Genomic DNA, 18882 nt, shown 5'->3' with positions numbered 1-18882 from the left:
TTATAGCATCCGGGCCTTCCTGCGCGCTTGCGGGGCCCGGGAGTGAGGACGGGCATGATTTTTGAAAACGTGACGATTTGCGACTGCAGCGGGGAACGGGTCGCTTGCGTACGCATCGAGGAGGGGCGTATCGCCGAGATCGCCGAACAGATTGCCGGGGACGAGCGTGTCGACGCTTCCGGAAAGATCCTGCTGCCGGCGCTCGTCGATACGAACGTCCGTCTCAAGGACGGCCGCCTGACGGGCCGGCACCTGCTCGAGCTGGCCAAGGCGGCGCGCAAAGGCGGGGTCGGGACGGTCGTGCTCTCCCCCGACTCGACCCCCGCGGTCGACGATGCGATCTCCCTGGAGTTCGTCCAGAACCAGCGCGACGGATGCGAAGGGGCGCGGATCGAAACGGCCATCGCCGCGACGATTGACGACGAGCGTTTCAGCAACATCGCCATCCTGCTGGGGCGCGGCGCGGTCGCACCCTATATGACGACCTCCATCTCCAACCACCTGGCCGTTCGGGTCGCCGAGTACGTCAAGATGTTCGGCGGGACGCTCTTCTGTCGCGCCTTCGACCGCAACCTCTCCGCCAACGGGGTGATGAACGAGGGGGCCGTGGCGCAGCGCCTGGGCCTGGTCGGCATCCCCGCGCTCGGCGAACCGGTCCACGTCGCGCGGATGATCGAGATCGCCCGGGAGTTCGGGATCGCCATCGTCTTCAAAAGTATCGCCTCCCCGCGCTCCATCGAGATGATCTCCGCGGCCAAACGCGAAGGGGTGGATGTGCGCTGTGAAGTGAGCCTGCACCACCTCCTCAAAAGCGACGAGGCGTGCGAGGGGTTCAATACCGTCGCCAAGCTCGACCCGCCGCTGCAGTCCGAAAGCGATGTGCTGAAGCTCCGCGAGGCATTCGAGGCGGGGGCGGTGGATATGCTGACCCTGCTGCACCAGCCCAACTCGCCGGTCAACAAAGAGGTCGCCTTCGCCGACGCGGCCTACGGCTGTGAGAGCATTTCCGATGCGCTGCCGCTGCTCTATACGAAACTGGTCGCCTCGGGCTGGATCAGCTGGGAGCGGCTGGTGGCGCTCTGTGTCCGCGAACCGGCCCGTTCCATCGGGCGCGATGCCGGTATGATCGGCGTGGGCACGACCGATGTGGTCCTTTTCGACCCGCAGCCCGTCCGCATGCTCGAAGACCGCCAGTCGCTCTATGACGGCGAAACCCTTCATGGAACGGTCGTCGAACGCTTCCATAACGCCTGAAAAGCCCCTAAAACAGGGCCTTTCAGACGGTAACTATTCTAGGCTATAATAGCAGGATACAGTAATATTACTAAGGAGCCTGCAATGAAACGTTTCTATGCAAGTATCGCCGCAGCAGCACTGCTGACGGCCGGGATCGCCGGATGCGGCGGGAGCTCTTCGGACAGCGGCGTGCTCAACGTCGGCCTGACGGATGCCCCGGGTGAGTTTGAAGCCGTTTATGTGACAATAGACAAAGTGATGGTGCACCGTTCGGACGAGTCCAACGAGTCCAACTCCACCTGGCTGACCGTGGCGGATGTCAACGGTACCTATGACCTGCTGAAACTGCGCGACGGCAATGTTTCAATGATCGGCGTCGCGAACATCCCGGCAACCAAATATACGCAGATGCGCCTGGTTCTGCAGTATGACAGCAACGACTCGACGGTTCACCCGTACGGCAACTACGTCGTCATCGGCGGTACGCCCAGCGAACTGACGGTACCAAGTATGGAAATCAAAGAGAGCCACAACTTCATTATGGCGCCGGACGGCAACATGACGATGACCATCGACTTCGATGCGAACAAGTCGATCCACTCCACCGGCAGTGACAAGTGGATGCTTAAACCGGTACTTCACATCGATACGAAGTAACCGCTTCAACCTTTCGCACGGGTAAACGCGGGGGCGTTGTCTCCCCGCTTTACGTTTCCCACACCCTCTGTAGTCTATAATCCCCCATGCAAGAAATGACATGGCGCACCCTGCTGCGCGACACCAAACCTTTTCGTAGACGGATCGCCTTGGGGCAGATGGTTGCCGTGCTCGCCGTCGCGATCTCCCTGCCGGTCCCGCTGCTCTTCCCGCTTCTCGTCGACCAGGTTCTGCTCGAAAAGCCGGCCCAGCTGACGGGCCTCATCGACACGCTGTTCGCCCCGGGTGAGCCGTGGGGCTACATCGTCGTCGTGCTGCTGACGACGCTGTTCCTGCGCATGCTCTTTGTCGTCGCCAACGTGTTCCAGTCCCGCCTCTTCACGATCATCTCCAAGCACCTTGTCTTTACGATCCGGCGCCGCATCCTGGAGCATCTGCGCCACGTCTCCGTCTCAGAGTACGAAGCCCTCGGCGGGGGCGGCGTCAGTGCGCGGCTCGTGACGGATATCGACACCGTCGACGCCTTCATCGGGGTAAGCATCGGGCGCTTTTTCGTCTCGGCGCTCTCCCTGCTCGGTGTGGCGCTGGTCCTGCTCTATATCAACTGGCAGCTCGCACTGATCATCCTCATGCTCAATCCCGCCGTCGTCGCGCTGACGACCTGGCTCGGCAAGAAGGTGCGTCGGCTCAAAAAGACGGAGAACCAGAAGATCGAGCGGTTCCAGAACCGCCTCTCCGAAACCCTGGACCTCTTCGTGCAGATCCGCACCTACAACCAGGAGCGGCGCTATATCGACAGCATGATCGAGGATGCGAAGGGGATCAAGAACGCCTCGACGCAGTTCGGGTGGAAGAGCGAGGCGGCGGGGCAGCTCTCTTCGCTGCTCTTTCTGAGCGGGTTCGAGTTTTTCCGTGCGGCGTCGATGCTGATGGTCCTCTTCTCGTCGCTCTCCATCGGGGAGATGTTCGCCGTGCTGGGCTACCTCTGGTTCATGGTCACCCCGCTGCAGGACATGCTGCAGATCATCTTCTCCTACCAGAACGCCACAGCGGCGCTGGAGCGTCTCAACGCGCTGCTGCGGCTGGAAAAGGAGCCCAAGTACCCCCACGAGCACAACCCCTTCGAAGGGAAGGCGACGAACAGCATCTCCGTGGAGCACCTCAGTTTCGGCTACGGCGAGAAAAAAGTGCTGAACGATATCACCATGACGGTCGAAGCGGGCAGGACCGTCGCACTCCTGGGGCACAGCGGCAGCGGCAAAACGACCCTGGCGCAGCTGGTCCTTGGGCTCTACGCCCCACAGGAGGGGAGCATCTGTATCGACGGCGTCCCGACCGAGCAGATCGGGCTCGACGTCATCCGCGACCATGTCGCCCTCGTGCTGCAGACGCCGAAGATGTTCAACGACACGCTGCGCCAGAACCTGACGCTTGGACGGGAGATGCCCGATGACAAGCTCTTTGACGCCCTGCATGTCGCCCAGCTCGACGACGTCGTGGCGAAGCTCACAGAAGGGCTCGAGACGATGATCGGCAAGGACGGCATAAGGCTCTCCGGCGGCGAACGCCAGCGCCTCGCCATTGCGCGGATGCTGCTGCACGACCCAAGCGTCGTCATCCTCGACGAATCGACCTCGGCCCTGGACGTGCAGACGGAGAGCCACCTCTTCACCTCCCTGCGCGACTACCTCAAGGGCAAAACGACCCTGATCATCGCCCACCGCCTCAGTACCGTCGAGCACGCGGATTATGTCTATTTCCTCGACCGCGGCCGCATCGTGGAGGCGGGGACGCCGGAGGAGCTGCTGCAGCGCGAGGGGTTCTACCAGCGCTTCGTGCAGAAACAGCTGGCGCACTGAGGTTTGGTGACCTAGGTTACTGACGGCGGTCACCCAATTTGTATATACTCTATTCCATCCAAGTTTTATACTCAAGGAGAATATGATGTGTGTCAATATGGGAACCGTCGATAAGATGATAAGGATCGTTCTGGGCATCGCCTTGATCGCCTACGGGCTTATGGCGCCGAACTACATCGTTGCCGTGATCGGGCTGGTGCCGCTGCTGACGGGCGTACTGGGTGTCTGCCCGCTTTATATCCCGCTGAAACTCAATACGGGCTGCAAGCGCGAAGAGAAGAAAGAAGAAGAGGAGTGATCAGCGCGCTTTATAGGCGCTGAACAAAAACACCGGGTAGTCCCTGTCTGGTTTCTCAATCGTCAGTGCGGTCGTGAAGGCTGCATCGACGAACCCGCATTTTGTTGCCATCTCCGTCAATTTGTCTCTGTCGAAACCGAAATGAAAGACCCCGTCGTTGCCGTGGGAGTGGAAGCTGCCGTCCTCTTTGTCGAGGTCCGCGACGGCGATGAAGCCGCCGGGATTGAGGTGGTCATAGAGGGTCTTGAGGAACCCTTCGGTGTCTTCGACGTGGTGCATCGCCATGGAGCTGATAATGCCGTCGAAGGTCTCGCTCAGCGGCATCTGCGTGATATCGCAGCAGGCGGTTTTGATCTGGTGTTCCGGGGTGCTTTTGCTCTTCAACACTTCGAGCATCTTTTCGGAGGTGTCGACGGCGGTGACAGCGTGGACATGGGGCGCGACACGGTAGGTCAGCAGTCCCGTCCCCGCGCCGAAGTCGAGCACGGACATAGTGTCGTTCAGGGCAATGGTATTGATGACGGCGTCGGCGGTATGCGCGGCGATCTGCTGGCGCAGGTCGCCCTTGTCCCAGTCGGCGGCAGCGGCGTCGAAGCGGGACATCTACAGGTCTTTCGCGTTGCGCAGTTCGGCGATCTCCGTCTCGACCATCTCGTTGATCATCAGCGTGTAGAGTTCGGCGACGAGGTTGGGGGAGAGGTCGAGGTCGAGGGCCTTGCGCCGCAGGCGCTGGATCACGGCGTCGATGCGGTCGGGGGCTTTGACCTCGTCGATGGTGTTCTTGAAGCGGGCAGCCTGCTTGATGTAGTTATTGCGCTTGGCGATGAGCTCGACGATCATATCGTCGAGCTTGTCGATCTCCTGACGGACTTCTGCGAGGGAGTTGCACTCTTTCATAAGGCGCTCCTGTAGGGATTATAGAGGTATTTTACCGCCCCTTATTTAAACCACCCTTTGACCTTCTCAAAGGCCGATTCGAAGACGCTTTCGTGGGGTTTCGATTCGATGCCGAAGCTCTCCTGGAGCTGTTCGAGCAGGTCCTTCTGCTCGTCGTTCAGTTTTTTCGGGTAGACGAGCTTGACCTGGGCGATCAGGCTGCCTTTGCCGTGGCCGTGGACGTCCTCGATCCCCTCGCTGCGGAAGCGGTACTGCTGCTTGTCGCGGGTCCCCTGGTCGAGTTCAAGCTCGATCTCGCCGGTCAGCGACGGGATGGTGATGGTCTCGCCGAGGATCGCCTGGGTGAAGAAGACGGGGACTTCGACGTAGACGTCGTTGCCGTGGCGCTGGAAGGTCTCGTCGTGCTCGACCTGGAAGGTGACGTAGAGGTCGCCGCGGTTGCCGCGCTTGCCGACGTTGCCCTTGCCGGAGACGCGCAGGCGGTTGTCGCTGTCGACGCCTGCGGGGACTTTGATGGTCACGGTCTCTTCGACCTCCTCGAAGCCCGCGCCGTGGCACTCGGAGCAGGGCTCGCCCGGCATCGTGCCCGCGCCGTGGCAGACCGGGCAGGTCTGGGAGAAGGTCATGAAGCCCTGGCGCATATAGACCTGGCCCTTGCCGCCGCACTGTTTACACGGCGCGAGCTTGCCGTCCTTGGCGCCGGTGCCGTCGCACATCGCGCACGCCTTTTTGTAGCTGAAGCTCACTTCCTTGTCGCAACCGAACACGGCCTCTTTGAAGCTGAGAACGATCTCCACGCCGAGGTCGAGGGGGTATTTGTCCATATCCGCAGGGTTCTGGCGCGAACGGCGCCCGCCGCCGAACATCTCTTCGAAGATCTCGCCCAGGTCCTCAAACCCGCCGAAACCGCCGCGTCCGCCGCCGGCGCCCATGCCCTCGAGTCCCTGTTTGCCGTAGCGGTCGTAGATGCCCCGTTTTTCGTCGTCGCTGAGGACCTGGTAGGCCTCGTTACAGAGCTTGAATTTGTGTTCCGCTTCCGGGTCGTCCGGGTTGGCGTCGGGATGGTACTTCTTTGCCATTTTGCGATAGGCTTTCTTGATCTCGGTCTTTTCAGCGCTCTGGCTGATCTCCAAAATTTCGTAATAGCTCATCTCTTCCATACAAATCCCCTGTTATACTGTTTTTTTTGATCGGCACAATGAAGTGCCCCGAAAAAATTTTCGGAATTATACCATCTTGAGTGAAGTGATATAAAGTTGTACATTTTTCATTCCCTTTTTACCCTTGTTTTTCTGACCTTTTTGACCGGCTGTGCCGAGAAAGCAACACACCTGAACCTGAACGGCGAGGCGGACAGCAGCGGCGTCTTCGTATCCTTTGACAAGTTGCCGCAGTGGAACGAACAAAGAGCAGCGGCAGGGCTGGCCGTTTTCAAAAAACAGTGCGGCTTGAACAAGGTGCCAGCATTGCAGACGCTCTGCGAAGAGGCGGAAAAGAGCAATGACCCCAAAGCCTTTTTTGAAGCGAACTTCCGCCCCTTTATGCTGTCGGAGCAGGGGGAGAGTGAGGGGCTGATGACGGGCTACTACGAACCGCTCCTGCACGGCTCTGCGAATCAGAGCGCCGCTTACCCCTTTCCTCTGTACGCACCGCCGAAGGACCTGCTGCGCGTCGAGCTGGCCTTGCTCTACCCGGAGCTTGCGCACCAATACCTGCGCGGCAGGCTGCAGGGCAACCGCGTGGTACCGTACCCCTCCCGGGCGCAGATCAACGCCGGGGACGTCGACGCGCAGCCGCTCTGTTATGTCAGCAGCGACATCGACCGCTTTTTCCTCCATGTCCAGGGCTCCGGGCGGGTACTGCTCGATGACAACACGACCCTCTACATCGGCCACACCGACCGCAACGGCCACCCCTACAGCTCCATCGGGAAGCTGATGGTCGAGGAGGGGCTCATTCCCAAAGCCGAGATCTCCCTGCAGACCATCCGCGCCTACCTTCGCAGCCACCCGGCAGAGAAGAAGCGCATTTTGGAGTCTAATCCCAGCTATATCTTCTTTGGCCTGCGCACCCAGGGGGCGACGGGCACGCTCGGCGCGGAGCTGACGCCGATGCACTCCGTCGCCGTCGACCGAACGCGCATCCCGCTGGGCTACCCCGTCTACGTCGACGCCGTCGAACCCCTCGGAGGAGAACCGCTGCAGCTCCTGGCCATGGCACAGGATACGGGCAGCGCCATCAAGGGGCAGGTGCGCGCCGACCTCTTCTGGGGCTACGGCGAGCACGCGGAGGCGGAAGCCGGGCGGATGAAATCGCCGCTCCGCCTCTGGCTCCTTGTGCCGAAAGCGGAGTAGGGAGAAGATGCTGACGTTTACGACCGAACCGATGACGGAGATTTTGTCTCTGCTCGAAACAAAGGTGGCGCAGCTCGGAGCTGGGGAGAATGTCGAGTTTTCCGTCCTCGACCCCGACCTGGGGGCGGGCAGCTACGCCGGAGCGATTATTACCGTTGAAGGTGTGGAGTACTTCTACCGCGGATACAAGGCTTGGACCGACCTTGCGGAGCTGCTGCTGTGCCGCATGATGACCCCCGAACGGCTCGAAAATGGTACCGTCCGCCTATGCTTTATGAAACTGGATACGGCTTCGTCTTTCCACCGCGAAGAGGTGGAGGAAAGGACGGAGAAGTACGGCGTGGCTTCCCCCTTTGCAGCCATCAACAAGAACGAGGAACCGGCCTTCCTCTGGGCCTATCGTCATTCACTGGAACGGGTCAAAATAGTACAGCGGAAGCGGGTGCTCAACCTCGGCATCAACAGCGGGGAGGAGTTCGAGCTGATCCGCCGGATGCTCAGCGACTCTTTTCGAGAGATAGAACTCGTCGGAATCGACCACTCATCGACGGCCATCGCCGAGGCGCAGGCAAAGTTCCCCGAGCCTAATGTGACTTTCCACGTTCATGACATCAACGACCTTGGCAGTCTCGACCTGGGACGTTTCGACCTCATTATGAGCATTGGAACACTGCAGAGCCCCGGCGTGGAGTTCAAGCCGCTTTTTATGTCGCTCATACAAAACTATCTCGCCCCCGGCGGCAGCGTCATCCTTGGCTTCCCCAACAGCCGCTGGACGGATGGGGAACTCATCTACGGTGCCAAAGCACCCAACTACGCCTTCTCGGAGCAGTCACTGCTTTACAAGGACGTTTATTTCTGCAAGAAGTATTTGCAACAGAAGAAGTTTCGGGTAACGCTGACCGGGAAACCCTATCTCTTTTTGAGCGCAACGCCGTACAGGTTATAGAACGTATTCCACAAAACTTATTTGTTAAATGAGAGTTGCTTCGCTTTTTTTGTTGCTTCATCGTATTCCCAAAATTCGACATCAACAGGGATAAGGTGCCTATATTTTTTTAGGTAGTACTCAGCTAGTGTTTCGTCCCGTTTTTCATTGTAATCGCGAAGGACAAACATGATTTTTCGATACCCATCAGGGGCGGCTAAAAAATAATACATAGCTTCATTCCAAATGGTTAGCTTCGCACTGGGAACATTGCCTCCACGAGTCCATTTATGGGATTTACACTCAACGAGAGTTCGTTCTTCTATACTTCCAAGGTCAAAAGCGTGTTCTTTTTTAGTTGTCCTAATGCCAATGGGAACTTTTACATTTTGGTATAACGGAATCCCTTTTTCTTCGAAAAATACTTGAGCCGCAATTTCGAAGTCTTTTCCAGCATGTGTATTAGATTTTGCTTCAATTCTTCGATATGGTTTCTTCAAAATTTTTCCTATATATTCAGTGTATAAAGTTGAGTACTCAAGTGCTGGCCATGACAAAATCTAGATGCCACTTAAGTCGCTCAAATGAGAAATTATCAAGAGCACGTTGACCAGTCAGCATTGAGGTATAGAATATAGGCACAGCTTTTCCATTAATAGGGAGGATATGACATCCCTTTTCATTGTCAATTTGTGTATCAAATTCTGTTTGGATGATTTGACTGGCCAGTGCATTCGCTACCACAATTACTCGTGGATTAATTTCTAAGAGAATACGATGAAAAATGTCGATTTGTTTTTTTGCAAACTCACTTAGCGTTTCACCTTTTCTATAGATAATCTTTTTTAGTTTTGCTTGATTTGTTTCTCGAATAAGGAATAAGTCTATGTGTTCATAGTCTTCATCGATTACATGAAACTTCTTGAAATAGGAGTATTTTTTTCTAGCTTCTTTTTCAATTTCTATGGATTCATTAATATCAAAATTACTATTTGGATGTTTATAAAAAGTTTCTGCATTCAACCTGGAAAAATCATTACTGTCTTTTAAATATGATTCAAAGCCTCGTGAACTAAAAGATGGATTGATACCAATGAAAAGAACACAATTCTTTTTTAACTCGTGATAATACAAAGGCTGTCGTCCAAGTGTTTCTGACAACGCTGCTTGATTCCATAGGTTATTTATTTCATTATTTAATTTGTTTATGAATGTCATTTCCAGATTCATATTTCTTTTTTATGTTTTCGTATATTCTGTGCTTGAGTGATTACCCCATTCTCCAAAAATGCAAAAGGCCGACAGTATTGAATAGCTTCAGGAACATATACAATCCAAGGGTTCAAAGGACCAGAAGGCCCTCTTGCACCCCAGACTATTCTATGCTCATGCTGCCAACTATAATCATCCTTTACTTTAGTGAATGCTGGGTGGAGATTAGCCTCAGGTGTTTGGTAATCTATTTGCTTCTCTGTATATGTTACATTCGAACATGCAAAGAAGGTTGCACTGTCTTTTATTGCTTTATTTATTGCTGATATAAATCCGATTTGGTTTATAATTTCATAGCATGCATCCAAATCATTTTCTTTATTCCATTTTCTAAATAATTGTTCATTGTAAATAGAGCTAGTACAGAAAATGAAACCATCTTGGCATCGTCTCGGAACAACAACACTCAAGTTACAAAGGGAGATTTTTCCTTCGCCCTCTACTCTGAAAATCTCTGATATTATAGGTTCGTATTTATCTTTACTGATACTTACAGTTCCATCTATTCCACGTATAAGATGATGTTCACCTTCAGCTTCATCACCTCGACTTACACCATGTTCTACGATATCTTTAAAATCATATATTGTGCCAAGTCGAAGAGACCCTGTCCTAAAGAAAGCCTCTAGAAATTCCCTTTCAATAAATTTGTAAAGTGGCAAGGATTTCCTTTATAAAGCAATTAATTAGTAAATATAGCAGTGTACTATAGAACTTATTTTCTAATATCAAGTTGCTGTATTTTTTGTGATTTAACATTGAAAATATGAGTGATAAATTTTATTTTGTCAAACTGTAGATGTAGAGGGAAGGAGGCTAATTAGTACTACCTGTGAGCTAAAGTGGTTTACGGTAGGTGGCGAAGAAGTGCGGCACGGGCGGTGTCTGGTCGTCGTCGTAGGCGACGAAGCTTTCCTCGTTTAGACCCGCACGGACGAAGCCGCCGATCTCGTCTTTGTCGAGGGGGAGGGGGATGGCGTCAGTTTGTTCTCCGGCCAGGCGGCTGCGGCAGGAGACGAGGATGGTGCCGCCAGGGGTGAGGAGCGAGACCATGGCGTCGCGGGCCATGATGCGGTACTTGCCCGGCAGTACCTGGATGGTGTTGCATTCGTAGACGACGTCGTAGTTTGCTCGCCATGCTTCAGGGTAGTCGAACAGGTCGGCGATGAGGTACTCCACTTTGCTGTCGGGATAGCGGTTCTTGCACAGTGCGATGGCACTGGGGGCGATGTCAAAGGCGGTGACGTCGTAGCCGTAGGCGGAGAGCTCCTCGGCATCGTCGCCGACGCCGCAGCCGACGGCAATGGCCTTTTTCTTCTCCCCTGGGGCGAGGGGGTGCGCCTTTAGCCAGTCGGTCAGGTAGGGGTTGGGGGCGAGGTCGGCCCAGAAGACGGCGGTGTGGTCGCCGTTGGCGCTGCTGTAGATGCTGTCGAACCACCCCAGCGGGTCGTCGCGCTCCTGGTAGGAGCGTACCATCTGCCTGTACGCTTCGGGGTCAAACTCTGCCATGACGCTGCTCCTTCTAGTGCCGTAATCTTTTATTCTAGGCCGGAACAGGTAAAGGTTTTCTATCGTCGCCGTTCCCGCAGGAATTGCTGAAAAATCTTTCAGGCGGCAGCGCCTCAGCGGGGCGGCTTTACGCTAAAATAGCGCTATGAAACACAGCCTTGAGAAGTTTACGCGCCTTGTCGATGCCCTGCAGGAGCTCCCGACCGTCGGGCAGAAGTCGGCGACCCGCCTGGCCTACCACATGCTGATGCACGACAGCTTCGGGGCGATGAAGATTGCCCACGCCATCGAGGATGCCGTCGGCAGCATCAAAAAGTGCCGCTCCTGCGGGGGGATGAGCGAAGACGAGCTCTGCGGCGTCTGCTCCGACGAGGGGCGCGACGTGTCGCTGCTGTGCATCGTCGAGAACGCGAAGGACATTCTCACCATCGAGGAGAACGGCCTTTTCAGTGGCCGCTACTACGTCCTCGACGCCCTCGACCGCCTCGACATCGACCACCTGCGCGCCACGGCGGGCAGCGGCGTCGAGGAGATCATCTTTGCGCTGACGCCCTCCATCGCCACTGACGCCGTCATCCTTTACATCGAGGACAAGCTGCAGGGGATGGATGTGCGGTTCACCCGGATCGCCCAGGGGGTCCCGACGGGCGTGAGCCTGGAGAACATCGACATGCTCTCCCTCGCGCGGGCCCTCGAAGACCGCGTCAAGGTCTAGACAAAATGACAGAGCGCGACCACGACCGGCTGGTGCGCAACCTGCTTCGGCTGCTGGGGCAGCCCGAATCCTCTCTTATCCAGACCCACATCTCCAGCGTCATCATCGCCAAAGACGTCGTTTACAAGCTCAAAAAACCAGTCGACTTCGGCTTCCTGGACTACTCCACCCTTGAGCGGCGCAAGCGTTTCTGCCAGGAGGAGGTGCGCATCAACGGCCGTTACGCCCCGCTGCTCTACCTGGGGGTCGTCGCCGTCACGGGCAGCATTGAGGTGCCGGAGCTGGACGGGGAGGGCGCAGCCATCGAATATGCCGTCAAGATGCGCCGCTTCGACGCCGGGGCGCAGCTCGACAACATCGCTTCTGCGAGCGGACTCACCGACGAAGAGTGCGACGCCGTCGCCGACACGGCCGCCGCCATGCACGACGGGGCACCCGTTGTCGACAGTGAGAGCGACTACGGTACGCCCGCGAGGGTCATTATGCCGATGCAGGAGAACTTTGACCTCATGGCCTCCCTGCACCGCGACGGCGACCTGGCCGCGGATGTTGCGGCGCTCGCGCAGTGGACGCAGGCGGAGCACACGCGCCTCACCCCGCTGCTGCAGCAGCGGCGCGATGAGGGCTTCGTGCGCGAAGTCCATGGCGATATGCACCTGCACAATATGGCGCTCTTCGAGGGCAGGCCGATGCTCTTCGACGCCATCGAGTTCAACCCCTACCTCAACCACATCGACGTCATCAGCGACCTCGCCTTTTTGCTGATGGATCTGGAGTACAGGGGACTAGCCCGACAGAGCCGCCGCATCCTGAACCGCTACCTTGAGCATACGGGCGACTATGCCGCCGTGGAGCTTCTGCCTTTTTACAAGACCTACCGGGCCATGGTGCGGGCGAAAGTGCTTGCCCTTCATGCCGCTCAGGACATTGCGGAGGAGGCGCGCGAAAGGGTCGTCGACGAAGTGCGCGCCTATATCGCACTGGCAAAAAGCTACGGGGAGAAGGGAGAACCCTTCCTGATGATCATGCACGGGGTCTCCGCTTCGGGCAAGAGTACCCTGGCCCTGGAAGCCGTCGAGGCCTTCGGGGCGCTGCGCCTTCGCTCGGACATTGAGCGGATGCGCCTCTTCCGCAGCGAAGGGGAAGAGGTTGACATCTACACGGCAGAGGCGACGGCGGCGACCTACGGCAGGCTTGAAGCGCTGGCCGAAACGCTGTTGGAAGCAGGCTGCAGCGCCGTCGCCGACGCGACCTTCCTCTCTGCGCAGCAGCGCGAGCCCTTCGCCGAACTGGCCAAGCGCCTCGGCGTTCCCTATGCCATTCTGGATATCGAGTGCAGTGGAGAGGAACTTCTGCGCCGCATTCGGCTGCGCGGCGAGAAGGGCGACGACGTTTCAGAGGCGGACGAAAAGGTCCTTGCCATGCAGCAGCGCAGAGTCAAGCCGCTCTCACAGTCGGAGCAGGAGTACCGATTTGTCCTGCAGTGCGACGCGCCGCTGCCGGTGAAGGCGCTGGCGGCGTTTATAGGGGCGCAGAAAAGCTAGGGCTTGGGAATGCGGTAAGTGACCTGCCACGTTTTGGTCTCGCCCGCTTTCAGCGTCGGCGAGAAACGGATGGTGTAGCCGTCGCGGCGTTCGTAGGAGAGCGTGCTTTTGATGGTGGCCTTGCCGTCCGAGGAGACGCCGGGGACGAGGACGTCGACGCGTTTTGAGGCGTCGGAGCGGTTGGAGAGGCGGTAGTCGACCTTCACGTTCCAGTAGGAGCCCTCGTCCTCGCGCGTCACCATTGTGCTTTTGGCGACGAGGTCGAAGTTCGTCCCCAGGCGCAGGGTGACCGTCTCGTCTTTGGGGGTGTTGTCCAGCGCGCTTTCGCCCAGGAGGATGGTCGTCCCGTCCGTTTCGGCGTAAGTGCGTACCGTGCCCGCGGGCAGCGGGATATCGAACCCCTCGAGGTCGACGAACTGGCTGACGGGGCGTTTCAGTTCCGCGCCGCTCTGCAGGGGCGCAGGCATGGTCACCTCGTAGCGCCGCTTGAGCGCGTGCGACGGCCGGTCGATAAATCTTATCTGCGTTTTTTCATTGTCGGCGAGGGTGACCTCGAAGGGGACGCTGTAGAGGTGGTACCCCTCGACCGCCTGCTCCGCCACCGGCGCCATTGCGGCTTCCATCATCACCTTGCCGACATAGCGGCGCGGTTCCGCGGCCCTGTTGATCTCCCCGGCGAGCAGGTACAGCTTCGTGTTCTCGAAACGTTTGCCCGAGCGGTTGTCGACGGTGATCCATCCCGTCAGGTCCCCTTCGTCGCCGTCCAGGGTGAGGGTGTAGTCGCTCTTCCACTGGATGCTCCCTATGAGGTAGTCCAGCGCCATATCGCCATGGATGCGTTTGGAGGCCTCGACGTTCCAGACGAGGGAGGGCTTCATGATGAGCGTGTCGGGGATGGCGTCGAAGATGAAATCCTCGTTTTTGATCCCGCTCTCGATGCCGCGGTCGGTCTGCACGACGGCAGGCGATGCCGCCAGAAGCGTTCCGCCGCCGATTTCCGGTTTCTCCTTGCCGCCTGTTTTGAACCGGACGCGCTTCCCGATATTTGCCTCGATGATCTTGGCGAGGGTGATCTTGTCGAAGCGGTACTGCTGCGAATAGAGCGTCACGCCCTCCGGCAGCCTTATACTGACGGCATCGGTCTGTACCGTCGTCGCCACGCCAGGGTAGACGACGCTCTGTTTCCCCTTTTCGACGCTGAGCTGCCGCTTCTCATGCACCAGCCCGATGCCTGCGTTGTAGATGACGAGGGAGGTCTCCGTCGCCGTCGGCGAGAGGGTGGCGGCAAAGAGGAGGGGGGAGGCGAGCAGCGACAGAAGAAGCGGACGGATCGGGTGCATGGCGGCTCCTTGAAAAAGCGGAAGATTTTCTGCTGTCAGTGTAGCAGTTTTTTGTAACGCATTGTTGCAGGGCATGGAGCCGTACGCAAAATCGAGACGATTACGCGCTATTTGGTCCTAAAACGATATAAGAAGTGAGATCGTTTAGTGCGGCTTTAGTGATCCTTCTTTAAGATGCAGGTGAATAATGATTCATTACAGCCGGCACCGGCCGGTTTGGAGGGATGGATGTACCGACTTCTTCTCATGGCGATGACGGCGGCAACGCTTTCGGCCCACGACTACTGGATCGACGCTTCGGGCGCACTGCAGCGCGGTCACCTCGCCGCGGACGCGGGGGAGCATGCCCATAAGGACGAGGCGCCGCAGCGGTTTCCTTCCGAGCGCTACTGCCGCCGTAACGGCACGACCGACGAGGTGCAGGGGCCGTTCGGCGTTTCGGAACGTCTCGGCACGGCGTGCGACAGCGTGATGGTCGTGTTGCACCTGGGCAATTACGCCAAAACCCCCTACGGCATCGTCACGGCGGCGGAGGCAAACCCTACCATGGTGATCCGGAGCTGGGAGAGTATCGAAAGCGTCAAGCGCTTGAACCGGCCTGCGGACTTTACGCCGCTGGGAAAAGGGTTTGAACTGAGTTTCAGCCGGGACCCCTCAAACCTGGAAGCGGGGGACAAGATGCGGATTCTCGCAACCTTCGACGGGGCGCCGAAAGCCGGGGCGGTCGTCGCCTATGAGGGCCGGGTCGTCGGCATGACGGACGAGGCGGGACATATCAATGTCCGTATCCGCCACGCGGGGCTGCAGCTCATCCGCGCCACCCTGAGAGAACCGCTCCGGGGTGCCCCGGTCGCCGAGCGTCTCTACAACGCCACGCTGAACCTGGAGGTGAAGTGATGCGACTGCTTTTTGGCCTGATGATGCTGACGCCGCTGCTCTTCGCCCATGACCTCGTGCACCGGGTGTCGCATGCGGAATGCATCGCCGTCTCCTTCTCCTATGCCGATCAGAGCGATTTTTCCTACCAGTCCTATGAGCTCTACGCCCCCGGCGAGACCATTCCCTACCAGGTCGGACGGACGGATAAAATGTCGTCGCTCTGTTTCCTGCCGACGAAACAGGGGGTGTGGACACTGAAGGCCTTCGGCGAGGACGGCCACGGCGCGACGGTGGAGATCACCGTCGACGATCAACTGGCCCTGGGCGGGTATGACCGGCCGCTGTTCGAGAAGTTCCAGAAGGTCTTTGTCGGGCTGGCGCTGATCTTCGCGCTGTTCGGCGGGCTGTATTTTTATAAAAAAAGGAGAGGGGAATGAAAAAAGTATTGGGAATGGCGGCATTGGCCTGTGCCGCGGCATGGGGACACCACGGGGTACCTTCGATCAGCCTGACGGGCGTCGACGGTCCGGGGGCGCCGCTGGAAACGACCAGTTCAACGACGCTTCCGGAGGGATCGTTCCTGGGATACCTGAAGCTCGACCACGCGAAGTACAAAACCTACACGAGTGCCAAAGACGGCGAGATGGAGCGGACGGACTACTGGCTCTACGGCCTGGGCTACGGGGCGACCCCCTACCTGAGTGCGTATGTGTTCATGCCCTACTATACGAAGGCGCTGGACGACGCGACAATGGTGTCGGGCTTCCATGACGTCAACCTCCAGCTCGTGCTCGGGCTGGTCTATGACGAGGGGTTCAAACTGGCACGCAAAAACGAGAGCCTGGATGACATGGAGGATTGGCACTTTACGCTCTTCGTGAACGGCACCCTGCCCACGGGGGACTCCGAACGCAAGGACGGCAGCGGCGCGCTCATCGACCCGGGGATGCAGACGGGGTTCGGCGAACCCTCATTGATGGTCGGGGCCAGCATGACCAAGTGGTTCGGGAACGCCTTTACGTTCGTGGGCGACTGTTCGTACAATACCTTCTTTGAGCATACCTACGACGACGGCACCCGTCTGCGGTTCGGGGATGAGATCCGTGTCAACGGCGCACTCACTGCAAGGGTCTACGAGTTGCCAAAATCGCGGCTGCGGCTGGATGCTTCCCTCGAGGCAAACTACCTCTACCTCGGCCGTGACGAAGAGGACGGTGTCGGCGCCGAAGCGACGGGCGGTTCGATCCTCTATACGACGCCTGGCATGCGTCTGACCTACAAGACTGTTTCGGCCGCAATGGGCGTGAAACTGCCGACGGTGACGGACCTGAACGAAGCGGATCTCCAGCAGGGTTCCGAAGGCAAAGAGCGCTACCGCATTATCTTTACCTTCTCGACCCTCTTTTAAAGGCTAAGAGATGCATATCCCCGACGGTTTTCTCTCCCCGATCACCTACCTCCCGGCCACGGCCGTGGCGGCGGGACTCATTTTCCTGGCGCTGAAGCGTGCCGAGCTCGATGCCGACAAGATCGCCGGGGTCGCGGCGGTGAGCGCGTTCAGTTTCGTCGCGATGCTCTTCGCGGTCCCCATGCCCGGCGGCACCTCGGTCCACCTGGGCGGGGTGGGGCTGATGGCGGTACTGTTCGGCCCGTGGACGGCCTTCGGGGCGCTCTCCCTGGTACTGCTGGTGCAGGCGCTGCTCTTCGGGGAAGGCGGGATCACCGCGTACGGGGTGCACGTCATCGCGATCGCCTTTGCCGGGTCCGTCTCCGCCTATACCGTCTACCGCTTCGTGAAACGTTTTTCGGAGAGCGCGGCCCTTTTCGCGGCGGGCTGGTTCGGACTGGTCATCCCGGCGGTGATCGTCGCGTTCGTACTGGGCATCCAGCCGCTGATCGCCCACGACGCCGGGGGCAAGCCGCTCTTTTTCCCCTTCGGGCTGGAGGTGACGCTGCCGAGCATCATGATCCCGCATCTCATCGCGGGATTCGCCGAGGGGGCCGTGACGCTCATGATGGTACGTTTCCTGCAGCGCTATTTCAAAGGGGTGTTCGATGCGGTTTGAACGTCTGTGGCTCTTCGCCTATCTCGCCGGGATCGTGGCGCTGGGCTATATCCATGACATAAGGGTGATCGGCGCGCTGTTGCTGCTGCTCGTCGCGCTGGGCGGTCGCCGGCGCTGGCTGCTGCTGCGCCGTGCGGTCGCGGCGCTGCTGCTCTTTAACGTGACCGTGACGCTGGCCTACTTCCTGGCCCACCGCTTCTTCGGCTTTCCCGAAGCGGCCCTGCTGCTGATCAACCTGCGCGCCCTGGCGATGACGCTGATGACCTTCACCCTGGTGTCGCGCATCAATATGGCCCGGGCACTTGCATTTTCGCGGACGCTCTCGCTGCTCTATACCCTCTGTGTCTCGCAGATCATCGCTTTTATACGCTCCTACGCTGCATTTTCGGAGGGGCTGCGGAGCCGCAACGCCGGCCGTCAGCGCGGCACAAGGCTGCATGCGCTGCTGGCGCAGCTCTACTATTTTATGTACAAAACACTTTCGCTGTCGCAGGAGAATGCGATGGGGATGCGATCACGGGGGGTGATGGATGATTGAGTGCCGCAACGTCAGTTTCGACGCGACCGATTTCGAAGGGGAGAAACATCCGCTGCTGCGCGATATCTCCTTTACTATAGAAGAAGGGGAGAAGCTCGTGCTCTTCGGGATCAACGGCTCGGGCAAGTCGACCCTGCTCAAACTCCTCAATGGGCTGGAACAGCCCAAAAGCGGCGAGATCCTCTACGGCGGGGAAGCGATGGACAAACGCTACCTCAAAGCGAACAAGGGAACGTTCAGGCGCGAGAACGTGCTGCAGATGCAGGACCCCAACAGCATGCTTTTCAATACGAGCGTCTACGAGGAGATCGCCTTCGGGCCGCGGACCTTCGGATTTGACGACGTCGATGAGAGGGTAAAGCACTTCGCGGAGCTGTTCGGGGTGACGAAGCTGCTCGAACGCGCCCCCTACAGGCTCAGCGGCGGCGAGAAACAGCGGGTGCTGCTGGCCTCGCTGCTGGCCGTCGAGCCGAAGTTCCTGATGATGGACGAACCGACGGCGCACCTGGACCCGCCGACGACGGGGTGGCTGGTGGAGCTGCTGCAGGAGATGAATATCACGACGCTGCTCTGTACGCACAACCTCAGCCTCGGCCGCGAGCTTGGGACACGCGCGCTCGTGCTCGGTCCCGACCACACCCTGCACTACGACGGCCCGGTCGATGCGCTGTTTGACGACCTGCGTATCCTGGACGAGGCCAGACTGCTGCACCGCCACCGCCATACCCACGGCGGCAGCGAACACACCCACGCCCACCTGCACGACTGGGCGTAAGGCTTCTACCTTCGC

Annotated in this window: 22 protein-coding genes; 14 read left to right on the top strand and 8 right to left on the bottom strand. The window is 58.2% G+C overall.

What is annotated here, in order from left to right; genetic code table 11:
* The first annotated feature begins 54 nt into the window (after positions 1 to 54).
* The 4 genes from WCX49_RS07185 (at position 55) to WCX49_RS07170 (ending at position 4050) form a co-directional block, all read left to right on the top strand.
* A complete protein-coding gene (locus WCX49_RS07185) occupies positions 55 to 1254 on the top strand; it encodes a dihydroorotase (RefSeq protein WP_345984417.1) in 1200 nt (399 codons plus the stop codon).
* An 84-nt stretch (positions 1255 to 1338) separates the two neighbouring features.
* Complete coding sequence (locus tag WCX49_RS07180; protein WP_345984416.1) at positions 1339 to 1893, top strand: DUF4382 domain-containing protein; 555 nt, start codon at positions 1339 to 1341, stop codon at positions 1891 to 1893.
* A gap of 86 nt (positions 1894 to 1979) precedes the next feature.
* Positions 1980 to 3752 carry an ABC transporter ATP-binding protein gene (locus WCX49_RS07175; protein WP_345984415.1) on the top strand — a complete coding sequence of 591 codons (1773 nt, stop codon included), beginning with the start codon at positions 1980 to 1982 and terminating at the stop codon, positions 3750 to 3752.
* Between the two features lie 85 nt (positions 3753 to 3837).
* Positions 3838 to 4050: a DUF2892 domain-containing protein gene (locus WCX49_RS07170; RefSeq protein WP_345984414.1), complete on the top strand. Its 213-nt coding sequence runs from the start codon at positions 3838 to 3840 to the stop codon at positions 4048 to 4050.
* Here WCX49_RS07170 and WCX49_RS07165 read toward each other — a convergent pair whose 3' ends face one another.
* From WCX49_RS07165 to dnaJ, 3 genes are read right to left on the bottom strand one after another with little or no spacing between them, the layout of a single operon-like run.
* Complete coding sequence (locus WCX49_RS07165; RefSeq protein WP_345984413.1) at positions 4051 to 4653, bottom strand: class I SAM-dependent methyltransferase; 603 nt, start codon at positions 4651 to 4653, stop codon at positions 4051 to 4053.
* On the bottom strand, positions 4654 to 4947 hold the full coding sequence (locus WCX49_RS07160) for a chorismate mutase (protein ID WP_345984412.1): 294 nt from the start codon (positions 4945 to 4947) through the stop codon (positions 4654 to 4656).
* 41 nt (positions 4948 to 4988) lie between these two features.
* Positions 4989 to 6107, bottom strand: a complete 1119-nt coding sequence (gene dnaJ, locus WCX49_RS07155; protein ID WP_345984411.1) for a molecular chaperone DnaJ — start codon at positions 6105 to 6107, stop codon at positions 4989 to 4991.
* Positions 6108 to 6203: 96 nt separating this feature from the next.
* Between dnaJ and WCX49_RS07150 the strand changes: the two genes are divergently transcribed.
* Together WCX49_RS07150 and WCX49_RS07145 are read left to right on the top strand one after the other, a co-directional pair.
* Positions 6204 to 7301, top strand: coding sequence for an MltA domain-containing protein (locus tag WCX49_RS07150; protein WP_345984410.1), 1098 nt, complete (start codon positions 6204 to 6206; stop codon positions 7299 to 7301).
* A 7-nt stretch (positions 7302 to 7308) separates the two neighbouring features.
* The gene (locus WCX49_RS07145; RefSeq protein WP_345984409.1) at positions 7309 to 8250 is read left to right on the top strand and encodes a class I SAM-dependent methyltransferase; all 942 of its coding nucleotides are present in this window, start codon (positions 7309 to 7311) and stop codon (positions 8248 to 8250) included.
* Positions 8251 to 8267: 17 nt separating this feature from the next.
* On the opposite strand, the gene WCX49_RS07140 is transcribed toward WCX49_RS07145, so the two are convergent.
* The 4 genes from WCX49_RS07140 to WCX49_RS07125 form a co-directional block, all read right to left on the bottom strand.
* Positions 8268 to 8729, bottom strand: coding sequence for a hypothetical protein (locus WCX49_RS07140; RefSeq protein WP_345984408.1), 462 nt, complete (start codon positions 8727 to 8729; stop codon positions 8268 to 8270).
* A 37-nt stretch (positions 8730 to 8766) separates the two neighbouring features.
* Entirely contained in the window at positions 8767 to 9459 is a 693-nt protein-coding gene (locus tag WCX49_RS07135) for a hypothetical protein (RefSeq protein WP_345984407.1), read from the bottom strand.
* The gene (locus WCX49_RS07130) at positions 9456 to 10163 is read right to left on the bottom strand and encodes a hypothetical protein (protein WP_345984406.1); all 708 of its coding nucleotides are present in this window, start codon (positions 10161 to 10163) and stop codon (positions 9456 to 9458) included. Before WCX49_RS07130 ends, WCX49_RS07135 begins: the two co-directional genes overlap by 4 nt.
* Positions 10164 to 10338: 175 nt before the next feature.
* Positions 10339 to 11010 (bottom strand): class I SAM-dependent methyltransferase, encoded by a 672-nt coding sequence (locus WCX49_RS07125; RefSeq protein WP_345984405.1) that lies wholly within the window; start codon positions 11008 to 11010, stop codon positions 10339 to 10341.
* Between the two features lie 145 nt (positions 11011 to 11155).
* Between WCX49_RS07125 and recR the strand changes: the two genes are divergently transcribed.
* Positions 11156 to 11725 carry a recombination mediator RecR gene (gene recR / locus WCX49_RS07120; protein WP_345984404.1) on the top strand — a complete coding sequence of 190 codons (570 nt, stop codon included), beginning with the start codon at positions 11156 to 11158 and terminating at the stop codon, positions 11723 to 11725.
* A gap of 5 nt (positions 11726 to 11730) precedes the next feature.
* Entirely contained in the window at positions 11731 to 13269 is a 1539-nt protein-coding gene (locus WCX49_RS07115; protein WP_345984403.1) for an AAA family ATPase, read from the top strand.
* Here the strand turns inward: WCX49_RS07115 and WCX49_RS07110 are convergent.
* The gene (locus tag WCX49_RS07110; RefSeq protein ID WP_345984402.1) at positions 13266 to 14609 is read right to left on the bottom strand and encodes a hypothetical protein; all 1344 of its coding nucleotides are present in this window, start codon (positions 14607 to 14609) and stop codon (positions 13266 to 13268) included. The two genes, WCX49_RS07115 and WCX49_RS07110, sit on opposite strands and share 4 nt — an antisense overlap.
* 228 nt (positions 14610 to 14837) lie before the next feature.
* On the opposite strand from WCX49_RS07110, the gene WCX49_RS07105 reads away from it, so the two are divergent.
* The 6 genes from WCX49_RS07105 to WCX49_RS07080 are packed head-to-tail and all read left to right on the top strand — an operon-like array spanning position 14838 to position 18867.
* A complete protein-coding gene (locus WCX49_RS07105; RefSeq protein WP_345984401.1) occupies positions 14838 to 15506 on the top strand; it encodes a DUF4198 domain-containing protein in 669 nt (222 codons plus the stop codon).
* On the top strand, positions 15506 to 15925 hold the full coding sequence (locus tag WCX49_RS07100) for a hypothetical protein (RefSeq protein ID WP_345984400.1): 420 nt from the start codon (positions 15506 to 15508) through the stop codon (positions 15923 to 15925). The genes WCX49_RS07105 and WCX49_RS07100 overlap by 1 nt, the downstream gene beginning before the upstream one ends.
* Positions 15922 to 16896 (top strand): transporter, encoded by a 975-nt coding sequence (locus WCX49_RS07095; protein WP_345984399.1) that lies wholly within the window; start codon positions 15922 to 15924, stop codon positions 16894 to 16896. The genes WCX49_RS07100 and WCX49_RS07095 overlap by 4 nt, the downstream gene beginning before the upstream one ends.
* Before the next feature lie 10 nt (positions 16897 to 16906).
* A complete protein-coding gene (locus WCX49_RS07090) occupies positions 16907 to 17554 on the top strand; it encodes an energy-coupling factor ABC transporter permease (RefSeq protein WP_345984398.1) in 648 nt (215 codons plus the stop codon).
* A complete protein-coding gene (locus tag WCX49_RS07085; protein ID WP_345984397.1) occupies positions 17544 to 18092 on the top strand; it encodes a hypothetical protein in 549 nt (182 codons plus the stop codon). The genes WCX49_RS07090 and WCX49_RS07085 overlap by 11 nt, the downstream gene beginning before the upstream one ends.
* Positions 18085 to 18867, top strand: a complete 783-nt coding sequence (locus tag WCX49_RS07080) for an ABC transporter ATP-binding protein (protein ID WP_345984396.1) — start codon at positions 18085 to 18087, stop codon at positions 18865 to 18867. The genes WCX49_RS07085 and WCX49_RS07080 overlap by 8 nt, the downstream gene beginning before the upstream one ends.
* Positions 18868 to 18882 lie beyond the last annotated feature (15 nt).

Source organism: Sulfurimonas sp. HSL-1656 (genome assembly GCF_039645585.1).
GTDB classification, from domain to species: Bacteria; Campylobacterota; Campylobacteria; order Campylobacterales; family Sulfurimonadaceae; genus Thiomicrolovo; species Thiomicrolovo subterrani.
This window is presented reverse-complemented; position numbering and strand designations above follow the sequence as displayed.